The sequence below is a fragment of the Streptomyces sp. R41 genome, assembly GCF_041053055.1.
In the GTDB taxonomy this organism is placed as follows: Bacteria; Actinomycetota; Actinomycetes; order Streptomycetales; family Streptomycetaceae; genus Streptomyces.
Genome location: NZ_CP163443.1, coordinates 5466837 through 5490382 on the forward strand (window position 1 = coordinate 5466837; position 23546 = coordinate 5490382).

Consider the following 23546-nt stretch of genomic DNA (forward strand, 5'->3'; position numbering starts at 1 on the left):
TAGCGCGCGTGAATACGTCGGAGCACAGCGACCTCGCAACAACAGCGGCGTATTAAGCATGCTTAACCCTTCGCTTAACGTAGGGGCTTCCGGCGTCAAAGGGCAAGAGGCACAAGGGGAGTTGGATATTGGTCAGGAGTCGACTGAATGTAAGTCGACTTAATGGCATGCTTAACCCATGGCGGAGCGTGACGGCCCGGAGATCATCGGGCGCAGGGTGCAACAGCTGCGTACGGAACGCGGGTTGACGCAGAAGCAGTTGGCGGAGCCCGCGTATACGCCCGCGTACATCTCCACGCTGGAGGCGGGGCGGGTGCGGGCCTCCGAGCCCGCCCTGCGGCACATCGCCGAGCGGCTCGGGGTCGCGTACGACGAGCTCGCCACCGGACGGCCCGCCCACCTCGCCACCGACCTGCGGCTGCGGCTGACCGACGCGCAGCGCACGCTCGCCACCGGGGAGGCCGAGGTCGCGGCGGAGCAGTACGCCGGGCTGCTCGCGGAGGCGGACGCGCACGGGCTGGCCGCCGAGCAGGCCGCCGCGCTGCTGGGGCTCGGCGAATGCGCCCTGGAGACCGGCGACCTGGCCACGGCGCGTGAGCGATTCGAGGAGTCCGAGCGGAGGATGGGGGACGCGCCGCTGCCGCAGCGCGTTCCCGCCGTGCGCGGACGCGCCGTCTCCCACTACCTCGCCGGTGAACTCCGTTACGCCTGCTACCTGTTCGAGTCCACGCTCGACGAGCTCAATCGGACAGGACTGCACGATCCGGATGCGCTGCTGCTGCTCTACACCGGGGTCATAGCGCCCTACATGGACATGGGGGCGCACGCCCGGGCCGCCCAGGCGGCCGAGTTCGCGCTGGCCCTCGCGCCACAGGTCGGCGACCCCGCGCTGGTGGCCCGGATGCACCGCTCGGTGGCCCGGACGATGATCGCCGAAGGGCGGATCGCCGAGGCCGACGTGTCCCTCGCCAAGGCCGCCGAACTCTATCGTCAGCTCCAGATCCGTACCGAGCTCGCCAACTGTCACTGGATGCGCGGGTACTTGTACGCCCAGAACGGTGAACTGGAGCGTGCCGAGGACGAGTTGCGCGAGGCACAGGCCATGCTCTCCGCCAAGCGCGCCGCCCTCTACACCAGCCAGGTCGCCGTGGAGCTGGCGGATGTGCTGCACCGGCGCGGGAAGTCCGACGAAGCCGCCTCGTTGCTGCACGAGGTGCTCGGGGACCTCAGCCCCGAGCGGGGGGCCGTGCACTCGGCCGGGGCGCACCGCCTCCTCGGGATCATCGCGGAGGACGCCCGGGACACGGAGGCGGCCGAGGAGCACTACGTGCGCGCGATGAGCCTGCTGGAGCGGGCCGGGGCAGCGGGGGACCTGGCCGACCTGTGCCGGCTGCTCGGAGATCTGCTGCGGCGTACCGGCCGGGTCGAGGCGGCACTCGACGCCTACCGCACCGGACTCGGACACCGCACCGCGCCCGGCACCACGACCCTCGGCCCGGCTCCGGCGCAGCCGCCGCTCTAGGCCGGCGGGGTCTGGCGGAGCGCCGGGCCGTCGGTGCCGGGAGCCGTGAGGTGGGCGGCGGCGCCTTCGCGGGGCTCGACGCCCCGGCGTCGAGCACCCTGACCCGGAAGTGGCTGGGCCGGCGCCCCGTGCAGCCCGGGCTCATCGCGGACCTCGACGAGGGCCACTACTTCAGCGGCTCGACGGGCTGAACTTCGGCTCGCGGCCGAGGAAGTGGCGAGCAGGCGGTTGTGGTCGCCGGCGCGGGTCGCCAGGACGACGTGGCTGGGCCGGCGCCCCGTGCAGCCCGGGCTCATCGCGGACCTCGACGAGGGCCACTGCTTCAGCGGCTCGACGGGCTGAACTTCGGCTCGCGGCCGAGGAAGGCCACCAGGCGGTCCACTGCGGGGGCCTTCTCGTCGACGGTGACGATCTCGCCGAACGGCATGTTCTCGCCCCGGTACTGCGGGGGAAGGGTCGCCTCCGCCCGGGCCAGGGTCTCGGTCACCTCCTCCTCGGTGAACGGGACCGGTCGGCCCGTGGCGACCGCCAGGTCCCAGCCGTGGGTCACGTACTCCATGAGAGTCATGTTGAACACCGTCTCGGCGGGCAGCTTGCGGCTGCCGGTGACGGCGACCTCGCGGTCGAAGCCGTACCGCTCCCAGCCGGCGACGAGACCGGCCGCCGCGGCGCGGAACTCGGCGGCGGGGTCGGCGCCGCACTTGTACCGGCCGGGATCACCGTCGTACGACCGGTCGTGGCAGCCGGACTCGAAGAGCTGGAGCCAGCCGACGAGGTGGTCGACCAGGGTCTTGACGTCGTAGTCGTGGCAGGGGGTCGGGAGGCTCAACTGGTCCGCGCCGACGCCCTCGACGAGATCGCCGGTCTTGGCCAGGACGCCCGCGAGGAGACCGACTCTCGCCACGCGGGGATCGGCTCTCTCCATGGGGAGACCTCCTTGGGGGATCGACTCTCTCCCTGGCTGAAGTGTAGGAACGGGGGCGGGCCGCAGTCTTGAAGAAACCCGACACTTCGCTCTCGCCGCCTCGGTGCCCTCGCTATCTTGGTTGCGTGACTCGGCCGGCCGAACAGGACACCCGCGGCATCGTCGACCCCCGAGCCGGGTTCGAGCGCTTCACACTGACCCGGCACGAGCCCGCGGCCGACCTGGCCTGGGCCGTCGACCGCTACTGGGTGGTCCGCTGGGACGTGCGCGACGGGGAGACCTACGAGCAGCGCGTGATTCCGCACCCCGCCACGCACCTCGTGTTCGAGGCGGGCGCCGCGACCGTCGAGGCGATTTCGCCGCATGAATTCGTACGTCGGCTGGAGGGCCGCGGCCAGGTCCTGGGCGTCAAGTTCCGGCCGGCCGGCTTCCGGCCGTTTCTGCGGGGCGCGATGGCGGACATCGCCGGACGGCGGCAGGCGGCCTCGGCCGTGTTCGGCGCCGGGGCGGACGGTGTCGCCCGGGTGCTGGGCGGGGCGGACGACGTGAACGGATGCACGGCCGTCGTGGAGGACTTCCTCCGCTCCTTCGGCGCCCGGCCGCTGTCCAGGACCGCCGCCCTGAACGCCGTGGTCGAGCTCATCGTCGCGGACAAGTCCCTCACCCGGGTCGGGGATCTCGCCGAGCGGCTCGGCGTGAACACGCGCACCTTGCAGCGGCTCTTCGCCGACCATGTCGGGCTCAGCCCCAAGTGGGTCATCAACCGGTCCCGTATCCATGAGGCCGCGGACCTCGCCACCCGGCAGGAGTCCATCGACTGGGCCGCCCTCGCCGTCGAACTCGGCTACAGCGACCAGTCCCACCTGGTCCGCGATTTCACAGCGACGGTGGGCATGCCGCCGGGCCGGTACAGCAAGAGTTCGACCCCGGGGGCTTGATTCGGCTCGGGTCCAGGCGTCTTTCGCCCCCTCCGCCCCTACCCGTCCCGTTCCTGGGGGCTGCGCCCCCAGACCCCCGCCAAAAGATTGCGCAGTTCCCCGCGCCCCTTTTTAGGGGCGCGGGGAACTGCGCGAACAACCCCCACCCACCCGCAGCCAAACGACAAAGACGGGAGCTGGTACCTGGCCCGGCTCCTCATCACGTGCTGCGCGGCCGACGCGAGCACGTACAAGATCGAGGTCAAGGGCGCGGACGCCCCCGTGCACGACACCTGGGTCACCGTCAGCGGCACCTGGCGCCCCAAGGGAAAGCTGGGCTCGCAGGAGGCGTGGCCGCCGGTACTGGCGTTAGTACGGGTTACGGCGTGACGATGGGGAAGGCCTTGTCCGGCTCGGCGACGTACGAGAGCAGGCGGGTCAGGAGCTCCGTGTCGCCGTCCGTCTCGATGCCGGTGAGGCCCTGCCCCGAGAGCAGCCCGAGCAGCTCGGGCCGGGTGAGGATCAGCGTCAGACCCGCGTGCGGCTTGGGTGTGTGGTGGACGGGCATGCTGCGATGGGTGAGTGCCCCGTGGTGGAGATTGACCCGGTGGCGGCGCTGCTCGTCGATGACGATGAAGTCGAGGGTCAGGTGCTCGTTCCAGGCGCGTGGGCCGTCGATGCGGACGGCGAGCGAGTCGAGGAGCATGCTCACGGTCAGTGCGGACGTCATCTCCGAGCCCGTGGTGTCGATCTCGACGGCGGCCGTGCCCTCGCGCAGTTCCAGGGCGGCGGTGAGGTAGAAATTGCGCCAGGTCCCGTTCTCGGAGCCGTGCCCGAGCCGGTCGTAGACGGCGGCGAGGGCTTCCTTGGCCGCCGTGCTGTCCGGCTCGGCGAAGACCAGGTGATTGAGAAGGGTGGCGGCGAAACGAAGATCGCCGCCGTCGACGTACGCCCGGGCCTTGTCGAGCATCTGCTCCGCCCCTCCCCCCAACTCCACGTACCGCCGGGCGAGTTCGACGGGCGGATGCTCCCAGAGGTGGGCGGGATTGCCGTCGTACCAGCCCATGTAGCGCTGGTAGACGGCCTTGACGTTATGACTCACCGACCCGTAGTACCCCCGCGCGTGCCAGGAGTTCTCCAGGGCGGGCGGCAGGCGCAGCTCCTCGGCGATCTCGGGGCCGGTGAGGCCGTTGTTGAGGAGGCGGAGGGTCTGGTCGTGCAGGTAGGCGTACAGGTCCCGCTGCTCGCCCAGGAAACGGACGACGTTCTCCCGGCCCCAGGTCGGCCAGTGATGCGACCCGAAAGCGACGTCGTAGGCGTCGCCGAAGATGTCCATCGTCTCGTCGAGGTACCGGGCCCAGACCCGGGCGTCGCGGACGAGGGCGCCGCGCAGGGTGAGCAGGTTGTGCAGGGTGTGGCTGGCGTTCTCGGCCACGCACAGGGCGCGCTGCTCGCGCAGCAGGAAGTTCATCTCGGCGGGCGCCTCGGTGCCGGGCGTCAGCTGGAAGACGAAGTGCACCCCGTCGACGATCTCCTCCTGCCCGGTACGGGTGATGTCCACGGTCGGCGCGACGAGCCCGATGGTGCCGGTGGAGATGACGGTGCCGAGCCCGGTACCGATCTGACCGCGCGGCCCCTTCGGCAGCCGCCCCCCGTGCATGAAGTCGGCGCGCCGCAGCATCGCGTTCCCGGCGTAGACGTTCTCGCTGACCGCGTGCTCCAGGAACCCTTCGGGTGCGAGCACCGGAACCCCGTCCTCACTCCCGTGCGGCAGCACCCCGCGCGCACCGCCGAAATGATCGACGTGCGAGTGCGTGTAGATCAGCCCGGTCACGGGCCGCTGCCCCCGATGCTCCCGGTACAGCCCGAGGGCGGCCGAGGCACACTCGGCGGAAATCAAGGGGTCGACGACGATCACGCCCCGCTTGCCCTCGACGACGGTCATGTTCGAAAGATCGAGCCCCCGAACCTGAAACACACCCTCGGTGACCTCGTACAACCCCTGCCGCGCACACAACCGCGCCTGCCGCCACAGACTGGGATGCGCGCTGTCCGGACAGTCCTCCCCCAAGAACGCGTACGCGTCGCCGTCGTAGACGACCCGCCCCTCCTCGTCCCTGATCACACCCGGCACCAACGCCGCGATGAACCCCCGATCGGCGTTCTCGAAGTCCGCGAGGTCGTCGAAGGGAAGGTCATCACGCGCCGGGGCAGTCATGCGACCAGCCTGTGTCGCGGGCCTGGGGGCGGCTAGCGGTGTGGGCCGTTCGGGGACCGGGCCGTTCCCGGCCTGGGCAACGCGCGTGTTCGTGGTCCGGGCGACGGCCACGACCGAACCGGCACGCATATGCCACGGCGGACGTTGAGGTTCCTTTGACGCGCTGGGTGTGGGGCGCGTCACACATCGCTACGAAACAGGCCCGCCGGGGGTTCCGCGCGGCTGTGCATCCGGGGGCCTCATGCACGAGATGGTCAAGGGCGCCAACGTCGGTCTGGCGTCACTGAGCGAGGACGTCGGCTCGGTGACCAGCCGTGGCTGGACGGAAAGCTGGACGCCGAGCTGCGCATCGAGGGAACGCCCGGCGTCCTCGCGCTCTGCGCCGACCTGCGCAGCGGCAAGCTGCGTACGTCCATCGAGGTCGCCGCACCCGAACAGGGCTACCCGCTCACCTGGGCCAAGCGGCTGATCCGACAGCTCGACGAGGCTCCGGCCGACCTGCACGTCGAAACCCTCGTCGCGGGTCGGCCGGGCGGTCCGCGCGGCACCCCGGAGCGCCTGCGCCCCGAGCCGGCTGGCATCCTCCCCAGGAACGGCGACCGGATCACGGGCTTCCGCCTGTCCCTCTTCCGAGGCATGGGAAACACCCGCGGCAACGCCGAATCCGGCTTCATCCGCAGTGTCGACGACTCCGTGGACCGCTTCCACACCCACGTGGTCGCCCACCTGGACCGCCGCACCCCACGCCCCGGCAACCTGCGGAGGCCGCTGTCGCGGGGTGAGGTGGCCGGGTGTGCGGTTACGTCACGAGGTGCGCGTCAGAGTCGGTCCATCCGGGTGTAAGGGCTGAGGACGCGGACCTGGCGGGCGCCGAAGTCGACGAGCATCGCGATGCCCTCTTCGACACCGACGATCGTGCCCAGGCCGTACTGGTCGTGGGAGACGCGGTCTCCGAGGCTGAACTCCTTGGCCACGGGGACGACCGGGGCGGCGAAGGGGCTGGTGGGCAGGTGGCGCCGGGGCGCGGAGGGTTTCGTCATCGTGTAGCCAGTATGGGCCCTATTTTTTTGCGGGGGGTAGGGCCTTATGGTCTCGATCCCGCTCCGACCCCGTCTTCCCGGCCCTCATCCGGTCCCCTGGATCTTGGACGTCTGAGCGGGTGCGGGGACCGGTCCCCAGGTCGACGGCGCCAGCCGGTCGCGTACGTCCGCGGTGATGCGGGCGGCGAGATGTGAGGCGGCGGCGGGGAGCTGGGCCGTGCGGGGCGGGTGTGTGCCGTGTGCGGGGTGCTGGGCGAAGAGGGCGACGGTCACGGCGAGTCGCGGGTCGTACGTGCTCTGCCACAGGGTCCGGGTTCCGGCGCCCGCCGTGTACGTGGTCAGGGGGGCGGGATCGGTGGCGTGCAGGAGTTTGGTGATCGTTTCCGCGCCGAAGCGGTCCATCGCCGTCCGGGTGCGGGGGTGGGCCGTGAAGACGGTGCGGCCTGCACGGGTGATCTTCTGGACGGTGTAGGGCTGGGCGTAGGTGCCCCCGGCGGCCGCCGTGGCATACGCGGCGGCCATGTCCAGGGGCGTGGGGGCCGTGCGGCCAGGCAGGGCCGTGAGAGGGGCGCCCAGTTTCGCCGCCGTGAACGGCTCGAGCGCCGTGCCCGCCTCCACCGCTCCGTGCAGCGCGTCGTTGAAGGGCTGCCGGGCGTAGTCCGCGCCGCCGTACAGGACGCGGACCGCGCCGTCGCCCGGCACCAACGCGACCACCGCTGTGTGGAGTCGCGTGTCCTTCCCGGACGTTTCCGATGGTTTGGACGGCTGGTCCGTCAGCAACTCCGCCGTCGCGTCCTGGGTGGTGAGGTCGAAGGTGGTGCGGACCGTGTAGCCGCCGCGGGCCAGTTCGTCCTGGGTGATGCCCAGCCGGTCGGCGGCTTCCGCCGCGGCCGCGTCGATCAGGTACTGGCGCTGGCCGTCCGTGTCTCCGGGCGGGTAGAAGCGGAACGCCGGGAAGCGGGCCGCGGCGCGCTCCGCGCGCGTGATGGCCCCGCTGTCGGCCATCGCGTCCAGCACCCACTCCCACCGGTCCGTCAGCTTCGCGGTCACCTTCGCGTCCGAGCCCGCCTTCTCGTAGTACGAGGGGATGTTGACGATGGCGGCCAGGGCGGCTCCCTGGCTCACCGTGAGGTCCCTCGCGTCCACGCCGAAGTAGTTGCGCGCTGCCGCCTGGATGCCCGCCGCGCCGCGGCCGAAGTACACCGTGTTCAGGTAACCCCGCAGGATCTCGTCCTTCGACCTTGTGCGGTCGAGCTTGATCGCGATCAGGGCCTCCCGCGCCTTGCGGGACAACGACTGCTGCGGGCTGAGCAGCGCGTTCTTCACGTACTGCTGGGTGATCGTGGAACCGCCCTGCCTGCCGCCGCCGCTCACCGTCGACCACGCCGCCCGGGCGATCGCGCTCGGCGAGATCCCCGTGTCCGTACGGAAGGAGCGGTTCTCCGCGGCGATCACCGCCTCCTGCACATGCCGCGGCACCAGCGAGAGCGGGATCTCCTGTCGGTCGACCGGGCCGCGCCGCCCCAGGTAGTCCCCGTGGGTGTCCACGAAGACCGTGCTCTGCATCGCCGTCTCCGGGTGCGGCTCGGGGATCACCGTCAGCTTGTACGCCACCACGGCCGCGCCGACGAGGGAGAGCAGCACGACGAGCAGGGCGATCAGCGCACGGCGGAGGCGGCGGCCGCGGGTGCGGCGGGCCCGGACACGGCGGGCGCGGAGGTAGCGGCCGAGACGGGCTCGGGCGCGGCGCCGTAGGGGCGCGCGGATGGCGCCTTGCGTGTCGGCGCTCCTCCAGGCCCTCCAGGTCTTCCCGGCCCTCCAGGTCTTCCCGGCCCTGCAGGCCCTCCCGGGCCTCACGGCGCGAACTCCTGGGTCGCGATCACCCCGCCCGCCGAGTCGTACACGGTGACTCTCTTGGTGACGCCGGCCATGCTGTTCGCGGACGTCGCGGCGTCCGGGACCTTCGTCGTCAGGTACCAGACGCCCCAGCCGGGCTTGCCCGCGAGCGTGAGCGCGGTGCCGTTGCGGTCGCCCGCGACGGTGGTGACCTCGACACGCGCCGGTTCGCCCGTGCCGTGGAAGATGCCGGAGAGGAAGTAGCTGCCGTCCGCCCCCGACTCCTGGAGGCTGACGCCGGGTTTGCTCATGTCGAGGTTGCCGTCGCTGACGCTGCGGAACTGGGCGTCGGGCGCCCCCGGCTCCAGCCAGTGCTTGCCGTCCTCGGTCAGCCAGATCTTGGTGCCGGGCGCGACCTGCACCCGCTCGCCGGGCGTCACGACCCGCACCTTGCCCGCGGGCACCGAGGGCGAGGGGCTCGTGGTGCCGGCGCTCGCGGCCGGCGGCCGCACCCGCTCGGCGGGCCCAGGAGCCGCACCGTCGCGGAGCACCACCACGGCCAGCGGCACCAGCAGCACCCCGCAGGCCGCCCCCAGCACGGCGGACCTGCGGCGCCGCCTGCGCCGGCGGCCCTCGCGCTCGATGGCGGCCAGCGGCACCGCGGAGGGCGTGACGTCGTACGCGGCCTCGGCGAACACCTCGCGCAGCCGCTCGGCCTCGGCCGGGGGGCGCGGGGAACGGAACGGGTGGTTCATGGGCGGGCTCCGGAAACGGGGTGTCGGCCGTCGAACAGGGGGTGGGCGCGCAGGGCCTCCAGGCCGCGCCGGGCATGGGTCTTGACCGTGCCGACCGAGCAGCCGAGCAGCTGGGCTGTCTCGGCCTCGCCCAGGTCCTCCCAGTAGCGCAGCACCATCACGGCACGCTGCCGGGCCGACAGCGAGGCCAGCGCCTGGCCCAGGGCCGCCCGCTGCTCGACGGCCTCCGCGTGTCCGGGCTCGTGCTGGTGCACCCGCTCCGGCAGGAACGGCATCAGCAGATGCGCGACCCGTCTCTTGCGCACCCGGCTGAGGTTGTTGTTGACCAGCGAGCGGCGTACGTAGAAGTCGACGTCGTCGCGTGGGATGCGCCGCCAGCGTGCGTAGACCTTGGCCAGCGTGGTCTGGACGAGATCCTCGGCCTCGTGGAAGTCGCCGGTGAGCATGTGCGCGGTGCGGACGAGGCGGGGCCAGGCCGCGGTGGCGTACGCCGCGAAGTCATCGCTCTCGGCGGCAACGTGGGAGCTGTCGGCGGGAACTTCGCGAGTGTCCGCGGCGGCTTGGGAAGCGTCGGCGAGGACTTGGGAGGCGTCGGTGGGGTTGTGCGGCACGGCCGGCGGTCCCTCGGGTCGGGTACGTGGGGGGGGTGGGGCGGTGCGGGGGAGCCGAGACCTGAACAACCCGACTCCCCCGCCCGCACGCTCAGTTCAGCTTCAGCTGGGCGTAGACCTTGCCCTTGGTGGTGAGGACGGTGACGTTCTCGAAGTGGTCGAGGCCGCCCTTGTCATCGGTCGCCGGCACCTCGGCGGTGGCGTACCAGACGCCCCAGCCGGGCTTGCCCGCCAGCTCCAGCAGCTTGCCGTGCACGGCCCCGGACCTGGTCCCGACGGTGACGCGGGACGCGGTGCCCTTGCCGCCGTAGTAGAGGCCGGAGAGGAAGTAGTGGCCGTCCACGCCCTCCGTCTGCATCGACACACCCGGCTGCGTCAGATCGATGTTCCCGTCGACGACACTGCGGAACTGCGGCTCGGGATTGTCGGGCGTCGTCCAGTACTTGCCCTCCTTCGTGAGCCAGATCTCCGCGCCTCCGGGGACCTTCACGTGTTCGCCGGGGGCGACGATCTGAGCCGTGGGGGCCTTCTTGGCGGCGGCCTCGGTGATCGCGGCCCTCGCCTCGGTGACCCGCGGCTGCGTGCCGGACGCCGCCTTCCCCTGTGAGGCGGCGTACGACACCGCAGGCGCCCCGACCAGTGCGACGGCGACCGCGGTGGCGGCCACGTACTTCTGTATCCGTGTCATGAACGGACAACTCCTCGCGATGTAGCGATGTGCGATGTACGAATCGGACTGGAGGGCGCCTCTCCACTCCTCCAAACTCCGGTCACCCGCGCCCCGGATGACACCGGGGCCGACATTTCTCGCGCGGGCCTCACGAGAGGGCGCTTCCCGCCCGCCACTGCTCCCAGCTCAGGTTCCAGTCGCCGTAGCCATTGCCCACGGCCACCGTGTCCTTGGAGCCGACGACCGTGACGACGTCGCCGGGGATGACCTCGTCGTAGAAGCTCTTGGCCGTGCCGTCGGTGGCGAGCCCGATGCACCCGTGGGTGACGTTCTGGTGGCCGGCGTAGGTGTTGGCCTTCGGGTTCTGGTGGAGGTAGGTGCCCGAGGTGGTGAGGTGCACGGCGTAGTAGTAATAGCCCGCGTACGCGTCGCCGTAGCCGACCGTCCGCGCGTCCATGAAGACCTTGGTCGCCTTGTCGGAGACGACCATCGTGCCGTTCCAGGTGTCCATGCCCGGGGCGCCCGCGGTGATCGGCACACGGCGCGTCGAACCGGCCTTCTCAACCGTCATGGAGTGTGTACGCACATCGACTTCGGCGACGAGGGAGCGGCCCACCGTGAAATGGCGAGTGATCCCGGCACCGGCCCGGACGGTGACCTCCGTGCCGGGCTTCCAGTACGCGCGCGGCCGGAAGTCGACGCGCTGCCCGTCCAGCAGATTGCGGTCCTTGACCCAGCTCCAGGAACCCTCGACGTCCGCGGTGACCTTCAACTGCCGCTCGATGTCCGCCCGTTCGGCGGCAGGGATCACGTGGTCGAAGGTCACGGATATGGGCATGCCGACGCCCACGGTCTGCCCGTCGGCGATGTTGACGCGGGCGCCCTTCAGGGACTTGAGCGGCGTGGACGTGGGCTTCGGCGTCGGATCGACGGTGGTGGTGACGGCCGGCTTCGCGCCCGCGTCCACCCCGGCGCCCCTGCCCCCGCTCGCGTCGGCCACGGCCCGCGCGGAGCAGCCCGCCAGTGCCAACGCGCACACCGCCGCCGCGCCCCAGGCCCGCCCGAGCCGGCGCCGCCTGCCTCCCCTGGCCCCCCAACTCCCCGTACTCCCCGTGCCGCCCGTGGTCATCGCGCTCCCCCTGTGGTGTGTTTCGATGTGCGACGTACGGGACCTGTACGCACGGCAGGGACGGCCGGGTTGCATCGGGCCGCGGAAATTCCGGAAACTCCGGCGGGGGGCATGACCGAGGAAGAGTTCGACGCGTTCTACGCCGCCGCGTTCCCCCGGCTGACCGGCCAGCTCTACGCCTTCACCGGGGACCACGGCGAGGCTCAGGACGTCGTCCAGGAGGCGTTCGTACGCGCCTGGGACCGGCGGCGGGAGTTCCTCGCAGACGGGGCGCCCGAAGCGTGGATACGGACCGTGGCGATGCGGCTCGCGGTGAGCCGCTGGCGCCGCGCGCGCCGCTGGCTGGAGCTCGTACGGCGCACTCCGCCGCCCGAGCACACCCCGGGCCCCGACCCCGAGCGCACCGCCCTGGTCGCCGCGCTGCGCACGCTGCCCGAGCCGCAGCGGATGGCGCTGGTCCTGCACCATCTGTGCGACCTGAGTGTCGAGCAGGTAGCCTCCGAAACCGGTGCCCCCGTGGGTACGGTCAAGGCCCGCCTGTCCCGTGGCCGGGCGGCGCTGGCGCGGGTGCTGTCCGCGGACTCGGCGGAATCGGCGGACCCGGCCGGCAAGGGGGAGAGGGAGGACGACCGTGTCCGATGAACTCACCTCGGAACTGCGGGAGTTGGCGGCCGAAGGCGAGACGCTCCCGGCACTGTCGGGTGCGGAGATCCGCGGCCGGGCGGTACGCCGCCGACGCCGCCGCCGTACGACGGTGGCCGTGGCCGGCGTCGGTGCCGCGGCGGGGCTGGCCCTCGCGCTCGTCCTGAACCTCGGCGGCGGCACGGATCAGCGCCCGGCCCCGGCCGCGAGTCCCACTGGCACGCCCAGCCTCCCGGCGGTGCCGGACGCCACGGTCGACCTGTCCCGGCGGGTGATCTCGGTGGCGGGTCGCGAACTGCCGCTCTCCTCCGGCTCCGAGTGGACGCCCACAGGGACGGGCCGGATGACGGTCACCGCGAAGGAGTCCGTCAAGCTGATGCCCGGCGGCGTGGCCGGCCTCAAGGACGACTACAGCCTCAAGGTCCCCTGGGTGATCGAACTCGGCGCCTCCGACGGGACGGCCAACTACATCGCCGCCCTCACGTACGACGAGAAGGCCCCCGGCAACTACGACAGCACGACCGGCTGGATCGGTCTGCGCCCGACCGACGCGAAGTGGCTCTACGAACGGTTGACCCCGGGCTCGGTGATCGACGTCGAGGGGACGGCCCCCACACCCACGCCGACATCGAGGCCGGTTTCCACGCCACCCACCGCGACGCCGGGCGCGGGTACGGGAGCCTCGGGCGGCTAGGCGGGCGCAGTGGTTTTTCGCCCCCTCCGCCCCTGCCCGTCCCGTCCCTGGGGGCTGCCGCCCCCAGACCCCCGCTAAAAGATCGCGCAGTTCCCCGCGCCCCTGACGGGGCGCGGGGAACTGCGCGACAAGCCCCCACGCACCCGCAGCCAAAAGACAAATACGGGTTGGGCAGGGGCGGAGGGGGCGAGAAAAATCAGCCCTGTGCGGGCGGGGGCGTCATGCCCGCCAGGGCGTCCTTCAGGCGGGCGGCACCCGCTTGGACGGCCTGTCGGGTGGAGTCCTTGTCGGCACCGTCGAGGCCGCCGTTGGTGAGGGAGAGCGCGCTGTCGCCGACCCGCACGGCGGCGAAGTCCAGGGTCAAGGTGGAGGAATCGCCGTCCAGTTCACCGCTCATGGTGATCCGCAACCCCTCGCGAGCGTCGCCCACGTCGGGCAGCGACGACGAGACGACCTGGACGGTCTGCTGCCCACCCTTGTTGTCGACGGCGGTGAACCGGTCGCACTTGCCCGGCAGCGTCTTCACCCACGCCAGCTTCGCGTCCACCTCCGCCTGCCCGTACCCGGCGACCTGGTAGTGCATCTGCCCGTCGTAGTCGCTGTCGTCGAACCCGGTGAGGGCCTGTGCCCCCTTCGGGTCACCGAGCAGGTCCTCGGCGTACAGACCGTCGAGCAGCTTCTGGCAGTCGGCGGCGTTCTGCTTGTCCGTGACGAAGGCCTCCGCGTCGACCTTGCTCTTGAGCAGCCCGTCGTGCCAGGTCGCCGTGCCCTCCGTCCCGATCCACTGGGACTCGAGGTCGGCGTTGGTGATCAGCGCGGCCTGAGCCTGTGCCGCGGTGAGCATGGGGGGCGTGGACGCGGTGGGGGAGTCCTTGGCCATGGGGGACGCCGGGACATCCGAACGACCGGAAGCACCACTGACGCCGCCGGTCGAACACGCGGCTGTCGACAGCAGCATGCCCGCGGTCAGGGCGGACGCGAGGAGACAGGACGGACGGTTCATGGCGCAGGCCTCCCGAGGACACGGTGTGTCCTCCCACGCCACCACCGGGCAGGGCCGCCCACCAGCGCACGGGACCGTCCGGGTGAGCCCGGTCCCGCACCGTCGGCGGACGCCCTTGGGACGCCTTACGTGGATCTGTCGGAGGGGAGGTGATGCACCTGCCCCAGGGAACCTCAGCGAGCCCCACCGATCGCTTCGAAGACGACGACTACCCCGCGTACACGATGGGCCGCGCCGCCGAGATGATCGGTGCCACCCCCGCGTTCCTGCGCGCCGTCGGCGAGGCGGGCCTGATCACTCCGCTGCGTTCCGGGGGCGGCCATCGCCGTTACTCCCGCAGCCAGTTGCGCGTCGCCGCGCGCGCCCGCGACCTGGTCGACCAGGGCACGCCCGTGGAGGCGGCCTGCCGCATCGTCACCTTGGAGGACCGCCTCGACGAGGCCCTGCGGCTCAACGCGGAACTGCGCCGGTCGGCGACGCAGGACGCCTGATGACGGGTGCTGACGGTCTGCGGCGCCGTCTCCGCCGGCCTGAATATCTGTTTCGGCCGATGCAGAAATTGGCTCGGGGCGCCGTCAGATTTTTTTATTCCCCTCAGCGGGGTGACATAGTGCGCCCCCCTCCGGGAGTCGTACCGTGCTAGTGTCGATATCAGTTGCAGTTGTGGTTCCCAAAGTTTTTCCGGTGCGTTTTCCGGACGGGGCAATCATCGCGGCGACGCGGGTCCACACAGTGTGGGCCTTCGAGCTTTGCCCCGAAGGAGATATGACATGGCTACTGGCACCGTGAAGTGGTTCAACGCGGAAAAGGGTTTCGGCTTCATCGAGCAGGATGGCGGCGGCGCTGACGTCTTCGCCCACTACTCGAACATCGCCACCCAGGGCTTCCGTGAGCTCCAGGAAGGCCAGAAGGTGACCTTCGACGTCACCCAGGGCCAGAAGGGCCCCCAGGCGGAGAACATCGTCCCCGCCTAGTCCGGGACCCCGCTGACGCCTGACTTTCGAGTCGGCCGACGCGTACAGGTGGCCGGGACCTGCACCCTGAGGTGCGGGCCCCGGCCACCTGCTTTTTGTTTCCCTCGGGCTTCTTCCCGGCTTCCTCCGGGCGTCTTCCCTCAATGAATTTCCGGCGAATTTCCCGGCCGCCCTACCCACTTTCGGCGCTGCGAAACTCACCCCGCGGAGGCACCATGCGTTGCGTGATCGCCCGTTTCCCCTTCGACCTCATCAAGAGCGAGGTCGAGCACTCGATGGACGGCGTTCCGCCCGAGCCCGTCACGGGCACGTCCGTGCTCATGGGCCCGCTCGTCTACCCGGTCAAACAGGTCGGGGAGATCATCACCAGGCAGGACCGCCGCGACTTCACCGAGTTCGAGGTGGCGCGCGCCCTCACCCGTCTGGGCTTCGTCTGCCGCCCGGCCCCCGCCCCGGTCCGCCCGGCCGTCGCCGGCTGGGCCAAGAGCTGGTCCGAACCGGCGTAGTCCGTAGCGCCCGTACGCCGGTCGCGGTACTACACCGACAGGACCGCGCGGACCGTCTTGCCGCCGAAGCCGGTGCTGACGACCTCCAGGCTGTGGGCGAGCTGCTGGACCATCGCGAGACCGCGGCCGCTCTCCGACTCGGCGTCCAGCGGGCCGACGCGGGGCCGCCCGGGGCTGTCGTCGTGGACCTCGACGGTCAGCTGCCCGTGCCCGAGCTGCAGGCGCAGCCGGCAGCCGCTGCGGCCGTGCCGTATGGCGTTGGCGACGAGTTCCGAGGCGATCAGCGTGGCGTCGTCGACCTGGTCGGCCGTCGGCGCAGCCAACCGCGGCCGCGGCCGGGTGAGGAACGCCGACGTCAACCTGCGGGCCCTGCCCGCCGAGACGGCCGTACGCGGCAGTGTGTACTCCACGCGGGCGGTCGGCCGGACGGCGCGCTGGTGCGCACGCATGACTGACACCTCTCTTCCCCCTCCAGGACAACCGGCACCCGGCGGCTCCATCCCCGCCGACCGGGATCCGCGCGAAACGGTGCGCGGCCGGTCCTGCCTCCGGGTGATGCCCACCCCTGGTGATCCGCAACCAGCGCCGTACGTCACAAAGCCGCCACGGAGCCGTCCGGGCAGGCGTCGGAGCCCTGATCAGAGCCCCGAGTCGAGCATGCGGAAGTCCTCGTAGTCGAAGCCGGGGGCCACCACGCAACTGACCAGGACCTCCTGATCAGTTGCCGGGCGGGCGGACTGCCAGACGCCGCCGGGGACAAGGACCTGGGGGCGTTCACCGGCCTCGACGGCGGGGCCGAGGCGGACGACCGTGGGGGTGGACTCGGGCGTGCTGCCGTCGCCGCCGAGGAGCAGGTCCAGGGGGCCACCGCGATGCCACAGCCACAGTTCGTCGGAGCGCACCGTGTGCCAGGCGGACGTGTCGTGCGGGGTGAGCAGGAAGTAGATCGCGCTCGCGGCGGCGCGGGGGCCGGGGTAGCCGTCGGGGCGGAAGGCCTGTGGCGCCGTCCACGTCTCGACGAACCAGCCGCCCTCGGGGTGCTGTTGCATACCCAGTTCGGCGGCCAGCGGAGGGACGGCGGAAGGCGTCTCTGGAGAGGTCACCACATGGCTGTACCACGCAGATGAAGCCGGTTCAACCAACTCCCGGTGCACGCCCCGGCATGTCTGAAAGGGTATGGGTATGCCGACCCTTCACAGAAAACTGCTAGGGCTGCTTCCCCGGATAGGGGTGCGGGTCCTGGATCTCGGTTCGGGTACAGCGGTGGTCTACCGGAGTGGCGAGCGCAGACGCGTTCCGGTGGGCCGGGGGGCTGATCTGGTGCTGCGGGGCAAGACCGCGGCCTGGAAGAGCGTGTCTCTCGGGGACACCGGCGCCCGCCTCCTCCTCGACGAGAAGGCGACGGCGGCCGACGAACGCCGGTTCCAGATTGCGGCCGCGGCCTACCTGTGCGGGCAGCACGTCGCGGCGCTCCTCGAGCGGTACGAGGTGAACTGCGTCTTCGACGTGGGCGCCAACGCCGGCCAGTACGGACGGCAGTTGCGCCGCCTCGGCTACAGCGGCCGGATCGTCTCCTTCGAACCCACGGCGGAGGCCTTCGCCAAGCTCCAGAAGGCCGCCGAGGAGGACCCCGACTGGTGGGTGTACCAGGTCGGACTGGGCCGCGAGGACGCCACGCAGTCCATCCACGTGGGCTGGAACACCATGAACTCCCTCCTCCCGCCCAGTGATTACGGCAAGGACCGCTACAAGCGGTTCGCGAAGACACGTACCGAGGACATCGAGATCCGCCGCCTCGACGGGGTGATGGACAAGGCGCTGGCCGGGATCACCGATCCGCGGCCCTATCTGAAGATGGACACCCAGGGGTACGACCTGGAGGTGTTCGCGGGCGCCGGGGACCGCGTCCCCGAGTTCGTCGGGATGCAGTCGGAGGTCGCCACGCTGCGGCTGTACGAGGGCAGCCCCCGGATGGGCGAGGCGATCGCCGTGTACGAGGAGAGCGGGTTCGAGATCACGGGCATGTACCCGGTGTCGCGGGAAGCGGCGACGGGCCGGGTGGTGGAGTTCGACTGCGTGATGGTGCGCGCGGCCGCCGTACCGGCCACGGACACGGACTAGTCACGCTGGATACGCGTGCGTCTGGGTCGCCTTCACCGTCGCCCAGACCGGGGTGCCCGGGTGCAGGTCGAGTTCCGCCGCGGCGACCGTCGTCAGGTCGGCGGCGAGCGGGAGTTCGCCGGTGAGGTCCGCGCGGATCTGGTCGCCGTGGGATTCCAGCCCGCTCACCCGGCACTGCCACAGATTGCGGGCGCTGGAGCCGGTGGGGCGGTCGCGGTGCAGGGTGACGGCGCCGGGCGGGAAGGCCACGAAGACCGGTCCGCCGAGGTCCTCGGTCGTGGTGATCGCCGGGCCCGCGTCGAGCCGTACGGTGTGCCCTTCGGCCTGCCCCCGGTAGAGGTTGAGGCCGACCAGCTGGGCGATGTAGTCGGTCCGCGGATGCCGGGCGATGTCCGACGGTGTCCCGTCCTGGACGACGTGGCCGTGCTCGATGACGACGAGCCGGTCGGCCAGCACCATCGCGTCCAGCGGGTCGTGCGTCACCAGTACGGCGACGGCCTCGAAGTCGGCCAGGTGGCGCCGCAGTTGGGCACGTACGTCGAGGCGGGTGCGGGCGTCGAGCGCGGCGAGCGGTTCGTCCAGCAGGAGCAGCCGGGGGTGGGTGGCCAGCGCGCGGGCGAGGGCGACGCGTTGCGCCTGCCCGCCGGAGAGGCGGCGCGGCTTGGCCCCGGCGTGGTCGGCCAGGCCCATGCGGTCCAGCCATACGGCGGCCTGCGCCCGTGCCTCCGCCTTCCCCACGCCCTGGCAGCGCGGTCCGAAGGCCACGTTGTCGAGGGCGGTCAGGTGCGGGAAGAGCAGGTAGTCCTGGAAGACGACGCCGACGGGACGGGATTCGGGCGGTGTACGGTCCAGCGCGGCGCCGTCCAGCCGCAGATGCCCGCCGTCGGACAGCGGGGTGAGTCCGGCCAGCGCGCGCAGCGCGGTGGTCTTGCCGGCGCCGTTCGGCCCGAGCAGCGCGACGACGTCGCCGGGGGCGGCGGTCAGCGCGACGTCGAGGTGGAAGGCGCCGCGATGGACGACGAGACGGGCGTCGAGGCCCTTGTCGGGTCGCTCGTCGGCGAAGGCCCGGTCGGCGGCGGGGGGCGGGTCTTCGAGAGGTGCGCCCGTCATGACGTCACCCTCATCCATGCGGTTGCGTCCGTCATGGCGCCATCACCGTCTCGTATCCGTCCGTCCGTCGTGGCGCCGCCATCGTCTCGTACCCGTTCGTCATGACGCCGCCGTCATCCAGCGGTCCCGCAGTCCCGCGAGGACCGCGATCGACACGGCCAGCAGCACCAGGCTCAGCGCGATCGCGGCGGCGGGGTCGTTCTGCAGGGCCAGGTACACGGCCAGCGGCATGGTCTGCGTACGGCCGGGGAAGTTGCCCGCGAAGGTGATCGTCGCGCCGAACTCGCCGAGCGCGCGGGCCCAGGCCAGCACGGAACCCGCCGCGATCCCGGGCGCGATCAGCGGCAGGGTGACCCGGCGGAACGCGGTGAAGCGGGAGGCGCCCAGCGTCATGGCGGCCTCCTCGTAACGCGGATCGGCGGCCCGCAGCGTGCCCTCCACGCTGATCACGAGGAACGGCATCGCGACGAACGCCTCGGCCACGATCACCCCGGCCGTGGTGAACGGCAGCGTGATCCCGAAGGCCGAGTCCAGCCACTGCCCGACGACCCCGTTGCGGCCGAGGGCCAGCAGCAGGGCCACACCGCCCACCACCGGGGGCAGTACGAGCGGCAGCGTCACCAGGGCCCGTACGAAGCCGCGCCCCGGGAAGTCGGTGCGCGCGAGCAGCCAGGCGAGGGGCACGCCGAGCACCAGGCTCACCGCGGTGGCCGCCGTGGCGGTGACCAGGGACAGCTGGAGCGCCTGCCAGACCTCCGTGCTGGTCAGCTGGTCCGGCAGGCTGCGCCAGGGAGCCCGCACGAGGAGGGCGAACAGGGGGAGGAGCAGGAAGGCCAGGCCGACGAGGGCGGGCAGCAGCAGGGGAAACGGCGCGCCGCGCCGCGTACCTGTCCGGACGCGCCCGCGCCGCGGCCCACCGGTCAGGGTGTCGGCCGCGGCGTCGGAGGTGTCCAGCCCGGTCGTCACGGCTTGAGAAACCCGGCCGCCGTCAGGACTTTCTGGCCCTCGGCGGACTTCACCAGCTCGATGAACGCCTTCGCCGCGGCCGCGTTGGGCGCGTCCTTGAGCAGGGCGATCGGGTAGTCGTTGATGGCCTTGGCCGACTCGGGGAACTCCACGCCCTCCACCTTGTCACCCGCCGCCTTCACATCGGTCTTGTAGACGACGGCGGCGTCGGCCTCCTTCAGCTCCACCTTCGTCAGGGCGCTCTTGACGTCCTGCTCGTACGAGACCGGGGTGAGCTTGAGGCTGCCGGCGTCCAGCGCCTTCTGCGCGGCGGCGCCGCACGGGACCGTCTTGTCGCACAGGACGACCTTGAGGCCGGACTTGGTGAGGTCCTTGAGGGAGGCGACCTTGTCGGGGTTGCCGGGGAGGGTCGCGATCTCGAGCTGGTTGCGCACGAAGGTGACGGGCGTGGTCGCCGCGTCCTTCTTGTCCGTGACGATGGCCATCGTCTTGGGGCTCGCGGCGGCGAACACGTCGGCGGGGGCGCCGCCCGTGATGCTCGCGGCGAGCGTGTCACTGCCGCCGAAGCTGAAGGTCACCTTCGTACCGGGGTGCTCCTTCTCGAACTCCTTGCCCAGCGCCGTGAAGCTCTCCTTGAGGGAGGCGGCGGCGAAGACGGTCACCGTGCCGGAGAGCTTCGAGGTGTCCTTGGCGGAGGCCGAGGAGTCCGGCTTGCCCGAGGAGTCGGACGAGGAGGAGCAGGCGCTCAGGGCCAGCAGCGCGGCGGCGCCGGCGCCTGCCACCCGCAGAGTCCGGCGGGTCCGGCGTGCGGTACGGGTCATCACGGTTCTACTCCCTCGGAAGCCTCAGTCATGCATACGCCGATCATACTGGCGCAGATGCAACCCGGAAGTCTCCTGTCGCATCGCATGAGCCGGGTGATCGGCGCATGGATGTACGCATGTGCGTTTGTACGGGTCGGTGCCGCGGGTACCGTCTTCCGGGAGGTGGTACCCAGTGACCCAGTCCCTTACGGAACCGCCCGTCCGTCCGGTGGCGGAGCTGACCCTGACCGGAGACCTGGCCCGTCCCGCCCGGCTGACCGTGCCCGACCTGCTGGCCTGGCCCCAGCACCGGGTCCGGGTCAGCTTCGACTGCGCCACCAGCGGCGTACAGCACCACCGCTTCGAGGGACCGCTGCTGCACGACGTCCTGCACGCGGCCGGACCCGTCTTCGACCCGGCCCGCCGCAAGGACCGCCTGCGCTTCCTCATCGCGGTGACGGGCTCGGACGGCCACCACGCCCTGCTCACCTGGGCCGAGATCGACCCCGACTTCGCGCACTCCCCGGTGCTGCTGGCGGTCGGCATCGACGACACCCCGCTCGACAGGGCCGGCCCCCAGCTGGTGCTGCCCCAGGACCGCTGCGGCGCCCGGCACATCAGCGGCATCAACGCGATACGGGTGGACGGCCGCTATACGTCGTGGACGGCCGACGCGACTGAGGCCACCGAGCCGCCGCGTCCAGGGCCGGCCACACCCGGTCCCGGGTCAGCCCCGTGACAGGACCGCCCGCCGTCTGCGACGCTGACCCGCCGATGGAGGTGACCCGTGCTGCTGCGCCAGCTGGAGTACCTGGTCGCGCTCGCCCGGGAGCGGCACTTCGCGCGGGCGGCGGCGGCCTGTTTCGTCACGCAGCCGTCACTGTCGGCGGCGATCCGCCGGCTGGAACACGAGCTGGACGTGCCGATCGTGCGGCGGGGCAGGAAGTACGAGGGGCTCACCCCTGAGGGTGAGGTCGTACTGGCCTGGGCGCACCGCATCCTCGCCGAGCGCGACGCCCTGCGCCAGGAGCTGTCGACGCTGCGCGGCGGCCTGACCGGCACCCTGCGCCTGGGCATCGTCCCCACCGCGCTGCCCGCCGCGTCCCTCCTCACCACCCCGTTCTGCGAGTGGCACCCGCGGGCCCGGGTCAGCCTGGAGTCGCTGTCGTCCGCCGAGATCAGCCACGGTCTCGCCGAGTTCGAGCTGGACGCGGCGATGACGTACCTCGACGACGACGAGCTGCGTCACGCACGCCGCTTCCCGCTGTACGAGGAGCACTACGTGCTCCTCACTCCGGTGGACGGCCCGCTGGCCACGGCGCCGACGGCCCGCTGGGCGCACGCGGCGGCGCTGCCGCTGTGTCTGCTGAGCCCCCGGATGCGCAACCGCCGGATCATGGACGAGTGCTTCGCCGCCGACGGCGCGACGGCCGCCCCGGCGATCGAGTCGGACAGCGTCGCCGGGCTGTACGCGCAGCTGCCGGGCGGCCGCTGGTCCAGCGTGATCTCGCACGCCTGGCTGCACATGTTCGGGGTGCCGGACGGGATGCGGGTGGTGCCGCTGGAGGGGCCCGCGCACGGGCCCAGGGTCGGGATCGTGGTGGCCCGGGAGGAGCCTCAGTCCGTCCTGGCGGAGGCGCTGTTGAAGGTGGCGCGGGAGGCGGGCGTACGGGATGCCCTCGACGCGCTGCTGAAGGAGCATCTGGGCGAGCGGAGCTGACGGAGCAGCTGATAGCCGCCGGCTGTCCGGGCATAGCAACGTTCGCTTTGACCAGCGCGATCGACCCCGAGGATCGTGAAAAGCACCTTCCGATCAACGGAGTTGAGGAGAGCCGCGTCATGGCCAAGGTGCTCTGCGTGCTGTACGACGACCCGACCGACGGATACCCCACGACGTACGCCCGGGACGATCTCCCGGTCATCGACCACTACGCCGGCGGCCAGACCACGCCCACCCCGAAGGCGACCGACTTCACCCCCGGCCACCTCCTCGGCGGCGTGACCGGCGAACTCGGCCTGCGCCGCTTCCTGGAGGAGCGCGGGCACACCCTCGTCGTCACCTCCGACAAGGACGGTGACGGTTCGGTCTTCGACCGTGAGCTGCCCGACGCGGACGTCGTCGTCTCGCAGCCGTTCTGGCCGGCGTACCTGACCCCCGAGCGCATCGCCGCCGCCAAGAACCTGAAGCTGGCGATCACGGCCGGCATCGGCTCCGACCACGTCGACCTCGACGCGGCCATCGCGCACGGCGATGGGGGTCCCCCCTGCTCGAACGGAGTTGAGAGCTGGGGGAGGTCGCCGAAGTGACGTACTGCAACAGCATCAGCGTCGCCGAACACGTGGTGATGATGACGCTCTCGCTGGTACGGAACTACCTGCCCGCGCACCAGGTGGTGCTGGACGGCGGCTGGAACATCGCCGACTGCGTGGCCCGCTCGTACGACCTGGAGGGCATGCACGTCGGCACGGTGGCCGCCTGGGGGTGCCCCCAGGCCCTTTAGGCACTGGGGGAGCATCGGCCTCGCGGTGCTGCGGCGCCTCGCCCCCTTCGACGTGAAGCTGCACTACACGGACCGGCATCGGCTGCCGGAGGCCGTCGAGCGGGAGCTCGGTCTCACCTTCCACCCGACCGCCGCCGACATGGCCCCGCACAGCGATGTCGTCACCATCAACGCGCCGCTGCACCCGGAGACGGAGGGCCTGTTCGGCGACGAGCTGCTCGGCGCGATGAAGCGCGGGGCGTATCTGATCAACACGGCGCGGGCGAGGATCGTCGACCGGGACGCGGTCGAACGGGCCCTGGAAAGTGGGCAGTTGGCGGGATACGCGGGTGACGTCTGGTATCCGCAGCCCGCGCCGCCCGACCACCCCTGGCGCACCATGCCGCACCACGGCATGACCCCGCACATCTCGGGTTCCTCGCTCTCCGCGCAGGCCCGTTACGCGGCGGGCACCCGGGAGATCCTGGAGTCGTGGCTGGACGGCGCCCCGATCCGCGACGAGTACCTGATCGTCGACGGCGGCGCGCCGGCGGGGACGGGGGCGCACTCGTACTCGAGGTCGACGGCGACTGGTGCGACGCCGACGGCAGAGTCGTAAACCGT

Annotated in this window: 24 protein-coding genes and 4 pseudogenes; 14 read left to right on the forward strand and 14 right to left on the reverse strand. The window is 71.4% G+C overall.

The window, feature by feature from the left end; translation table 11 throughout:
- Positions 1–178: 178 nt before the first annotated feature.
- Complete coding sequence (locus AB5J53_RS25035) at positions 179–1522, forward strand: helix-turn-helix domain-containing protein (RefSeq protein ID WP_369247895.1); 1344 nt, start codon at positions 179–181, stop codon at positions 1520–1522.
- A 74-nt stretch (positions 1523–1596) separates the two neighbouring features.
- A pseudogene (locus AB5J53_RS25040) lies at positions 1597–1713 on the forward strand (3-beta hydroxysteroid dehydrogenase); the annotation flags it as partial.
- A gap of 131 nt (positions 1714–1844) precedes the next feature.
- Here the strand turns inward: AB5J53_RS25040 and AB5J53_RS25045 are convergent.
- Entirely contained in the window at positions 1845–2447 is a 603-nt protein-coding gene (locus AB5J53_RS25045) for a TIGR03086 family metal-binding protein (protein ID WP_369247896.1), read from the reverse strand.
- 125 nt (positions 2448–2572) lie between these two features.
- Here AB5J53_RS25045 and AB5J53_RS25050 point away from each other — a divergent pair, with 125 nt between their 5' ends.
- Both AB5J53_RS25050 and AB5J53_RS25055 read left to right on the forward strand, forming a co-directional pair.
- Entirely contained in the window at positions 2573–3385 is an 813-nt protein-coding gene (locus AB5J53_RS25050) for a helix-turn-helix domain-containing protein (protein WP_369247897.1), read from the forward strand.
- 168 nt (positions 3386–3553) lie between these two features.
- Positions 3554–3754: pseudogene (locus AB5J53_RS25055) on the forward strand (hypothetical protein); the annotation flags it as partial.
- Here AB5J53_RS25055 and AB5J53_RS25060 read toward each other — a convergent pair.
- Positions 3744–5582: an alkyl/aryl-sulfatase gene (locus AB5J53_RS25060; protein ID WP_369247898.1), complete on the reverse strand. Its 1839-nt coding sequence runs from the start codon at positions 5580–5582 to the stop codon at positions 3744–3746. The pseudogene AB5J53_RS25055 and the gene AB5J53_RS25060 overlap by 11 nt on opposite strands.
- Before the next feature lie 318 nt (positions 5583–5900).
- Here AB5J53_RS25060 and AB5J53_RS25065 point away from each other — a divergent pair.
- Positions 5901–6425, forward strand: a pseudogene (locus AB5J53_RS25065) (hypothetical protein); the annotation flags it as partial.
- Here AB5J53_RS25065 and AB5J53_RS25070 read toward each other — a convergent pair.
- From AB5J53_RS25070 to AB5J53_RS25095, 6 genes are all read right to left on the reverse strand, one after another.
- Positions 6401–6622, reverse strand: a complete 222-nt coding sequence (locus AB5J53_RS25070) for a hypothetical protein (RefSeq protein WP_081218430.1) — start codon at positions 6620–6622, stop codon at positions 6401–6403. The pseudogene AB5J53_RS25065 and the gene AB5J53_RS25070 overlap by 25 nt on opposite strands.
- Positions 6623–6706: 84 nt before the next feature.
- Complete coding sequence (locus AB5J53_RS25075) at positions 6707–8479, reverse strand: transglycosylase domain-containing protein (RefSeq protein WP_369247899.1); 1773 nt, start codon at positions 8477–8479, stop codon at positions 6707–6709.
- The gene (locus AB5J53_RS25080) at positions 8476–9213 is read right to left on the reverse strand and encodes a hypothetical protein (RefSeq protein WP_369247900.1); all 738 of its coding nucleotides are present in this window, start codon (positions 9211–9213) and stop codon (positions 8476–8478) included. Before AB5J53_RS25080 ends, AB5J53_RS25075 begins: the two co-directional genes overlap by 4 nt.
- Complete coding sequence (locus tag AB5J53_RS25085; protein ID WP_369247901.1) at positions 9210–9824, reverse strand: SigE family RNA polymerase sigma factor; 615 nt, start codon at positions 9822–9824, stop codon at positions 9210–9212. Before AB5J53_RS25085 ends, AB5J53_RS25080 begins: the two co-directional genes overlap by 4 nt.
- 91 nt (positions 9825–9915) lie before the next feature.
- Positions 9916–10512, reverse strand: a complete 597-nt coding sequence (locus AB5J53_RS25090; RefSeq protein WP_369247902.1) for a hypothetical protein — start codon at positions 10510–10512, stop codon at positions 9916–9918.
- A gap of 130 nt (positions 10513–10642) precedes the next feature.
- Positions 10643–11623, reverse strand: coding sequence for a L,D-transpeptidase (locus AB5J53_RS25095; RefSeq protein WP_369247903.1), 981 nt, complete (start codon positions 11621–11623; stop codon positions 10643–10645).
- Between the two features lie 111 nt (positions 11624–11734).
- On the opposite strand from AB5J53_RS25095, the gene AB5J53_RS25100 reads away from it, so the two are divergent.
- The gene (locus tag AB5J53_RS25100) at positions 11735–12265 is read left to right on the forward strand and encodes a SigE family RNA polymerase sigma factor (protein WP_369247904.1); all 531 of its coding nucleotides are present in this window, start codon (positions 11735–11737) and stop codon (positions 12263–12265) included.
- Positions 12255–12959, forward strand: a complete 705-nt coding sequence (locus AB5J53_RS25105; protein ID WP_369247905.1) for a L,D-transpeptidase — start codon at positions 12255–12257, stop codon at positions 12957–12959. The genes AB5J53_RS25100 and AB5J53_RS25105 overlap by 11 nt, the downstream gene beginning before the upstream one ends.
- Positions 12960–13155: 196 nt before the next feature.
- Here AB5J53_RS25105 and AB5J53_RS25110 read toward each other — a convergent pair whose 3' ends face one another.
- Positions 13156–13962 carry a hypothetical protein gene (locus AB5J53_RS25110; RefSeq protein WP_369247906.1) on the reverse strand — a complete coding sequence of 269 codons (807 nt, stop codon included), beginning with the start codon at positions 13960–13962 and terminating at the stop codon, positions 13156–13158.
- Positions 13963–14114: 152 nt separating this feature from the next.
- On the opposite strand from AB5J53_RS25110, the gene AB5J53_RS25115 reads away from it, so the two are divergent.
- From AB5J53_RS25115 to AB5J53_RS25125, 3 genes are all read left to right on the forward strand, one after another.
- Entirely contained in the window at positions 14115–14453 is a 339-nt protein-coding gene (locus AB5J53_RS25115) for a MerR family transcriptional regulator (RefSeq protein ID WP_369247907.1), read from the forward strand.
- Between the two features lie 279 nt (positions 14454–14732).
- Positions 14733–14936 carry a cold-shock protein gene (locus AB5J53_RS25120; protein ID WP_010986199.1) on the forward strand — a complete coding sequence of 68 codons (204 nt, stop codon included), beginning with the start codon at positions 14733–14735 and terminating at the stop codon, positions 14934–14936.
- Positions 14937–15151: 215 nt separating this feature from the next.
- The gene (locus tag AB5J53_RS25125; RefSeq protein ID WP_369247908.1) at positions 15152–15442 is read left to right on the forward strand and encodes an SCO5918 family protein; all 291 of its coding nucleotides are present in this window, start codon (positions 15152–15154) and stop codon (positions 15440–15442) included.
- A gap of 29 nt (positions 15443–15471) precedes the next feature.
- Here AB5J53_RS25125 and AB5J53_RS25130 read toward each other — a convergent pair whose 3' ends face one another.
- The gene (locus AB5J53_RS25130; protein WP_369247909.1) at positions 15472–15891 is read right to left on the reverse strand and encodes an ATP-binding protein; all 420 of its coding nucleotides are present in this window, start codon (positions 15889–15891) and stop codon (positions 15472–15474) included.
- 189 nt (positions 15892–16080) lie between these two features.
- Positions 16081–16545, reverse strand: coding sequence for a cupin domain-containing protein (locus AB5J53_RS25135; RefSeq protein WP_369247910.1), 465 nt, complete (start codon positions 16543–16545; stop codon positions 16081–16083).
- Between the two features lie 160 nt (positions 16546–16705).
- Between AB5J53_RS25135 and AB5J53_RS25140 the strand changes: the two genes are divergently transcribed.
- The gene (locus AB5J53_RS25140) at positions 16706–17563 is read left to right on the forward strand and encodes an FkbM family methyltransferase (protein WP_369247911.1); all 858 of its coding nucleotides are present in this window, start codon (positions 16706–16708) and stop codon (positions 17561–17563) included.
- On the opposite strand, the gene AB5J53_RS25145 is transcribed toward AB5J53_RS25140, so the two are convergent.
- From AB5J53_RS25145 to modA, 3 genes are all read right to left on the reverse strand, one after another.
- Positions 17564–18673 (reverse strand): ABC transporter ATP-binding protein, encoded by a 1110-nt coding sequence (locus AB5J53_RS25145; protein ID WP_369247912.1) that lies wholly within the window; start codon positions 18671–18673, stop codon positions 17564–17566.
- Between the two features lie 99 nt (positions 18674–18772).
- A complete protein-coding gene (locus AB5J53_RS25150) occupies positions 18773–19639 on the reverse strand; it encodes an ABC transporter permease (protein ID WP_369247913.1) in 867 nt (288 codons plus the stop codon).
- Positions 19636–20460, reverse strand: coding sequence for a molybdate ABC transporter substrate-binding protein (modA, locus tag AB5J53_RS25155; RefSeq protein ID WP_369247914.1), 825 nt, complete (start codon positions 20458–20460; stop codon positions 19636–19638). The genes AB5J53_RS25150 and modA overlap by 4 nt, the downstream gene beginning before the upstream one ends.
- Positions 20461–20635: 175 nt before the next feature.
- Here modA and AB5J53_RS25160 point away from each other — a divergent pair, with 175 nt between their 5' ends.
- The 3 genes and pseudogenes from AB5J53_RS25160 (at position 20636) to AB5J53_RS25170 (ending at position 23541) form a co-directional block, all read left to right on the forward strand.
- Complete coding sequence (locus AB5J53_RS25160; protein ID WP_369247915.1) at positions 20636–21181, forward strand: molybdopterin-dependent oxidoreductase; 546 nt, start codon at positions 20636–20638, stop codon at positions 21179–21181.
- A gap of 48 nt (positions 21182–21229) precedes the next feature.
- On the forward strand, positions 21230–22162 hold the full coding sequence (locus AB5J53_RS25165) for a LysR substrate-binding domain-containing protein (RefSeq protein ID WP_369247916.1): 933 nt from the start codon (positions 21230–21232) through the stop codon (positions 22160–22162).
- 119 nt (positions 22163–22281) lie between these two features.
- Positions 22282–23541, forward strand: a pseudogene (locus tag AB5J53_RS25170) (NAD-dependent formate dehydrogenase).
- Positions 23542–23546 lie beyond the last annotated feature (5 nt).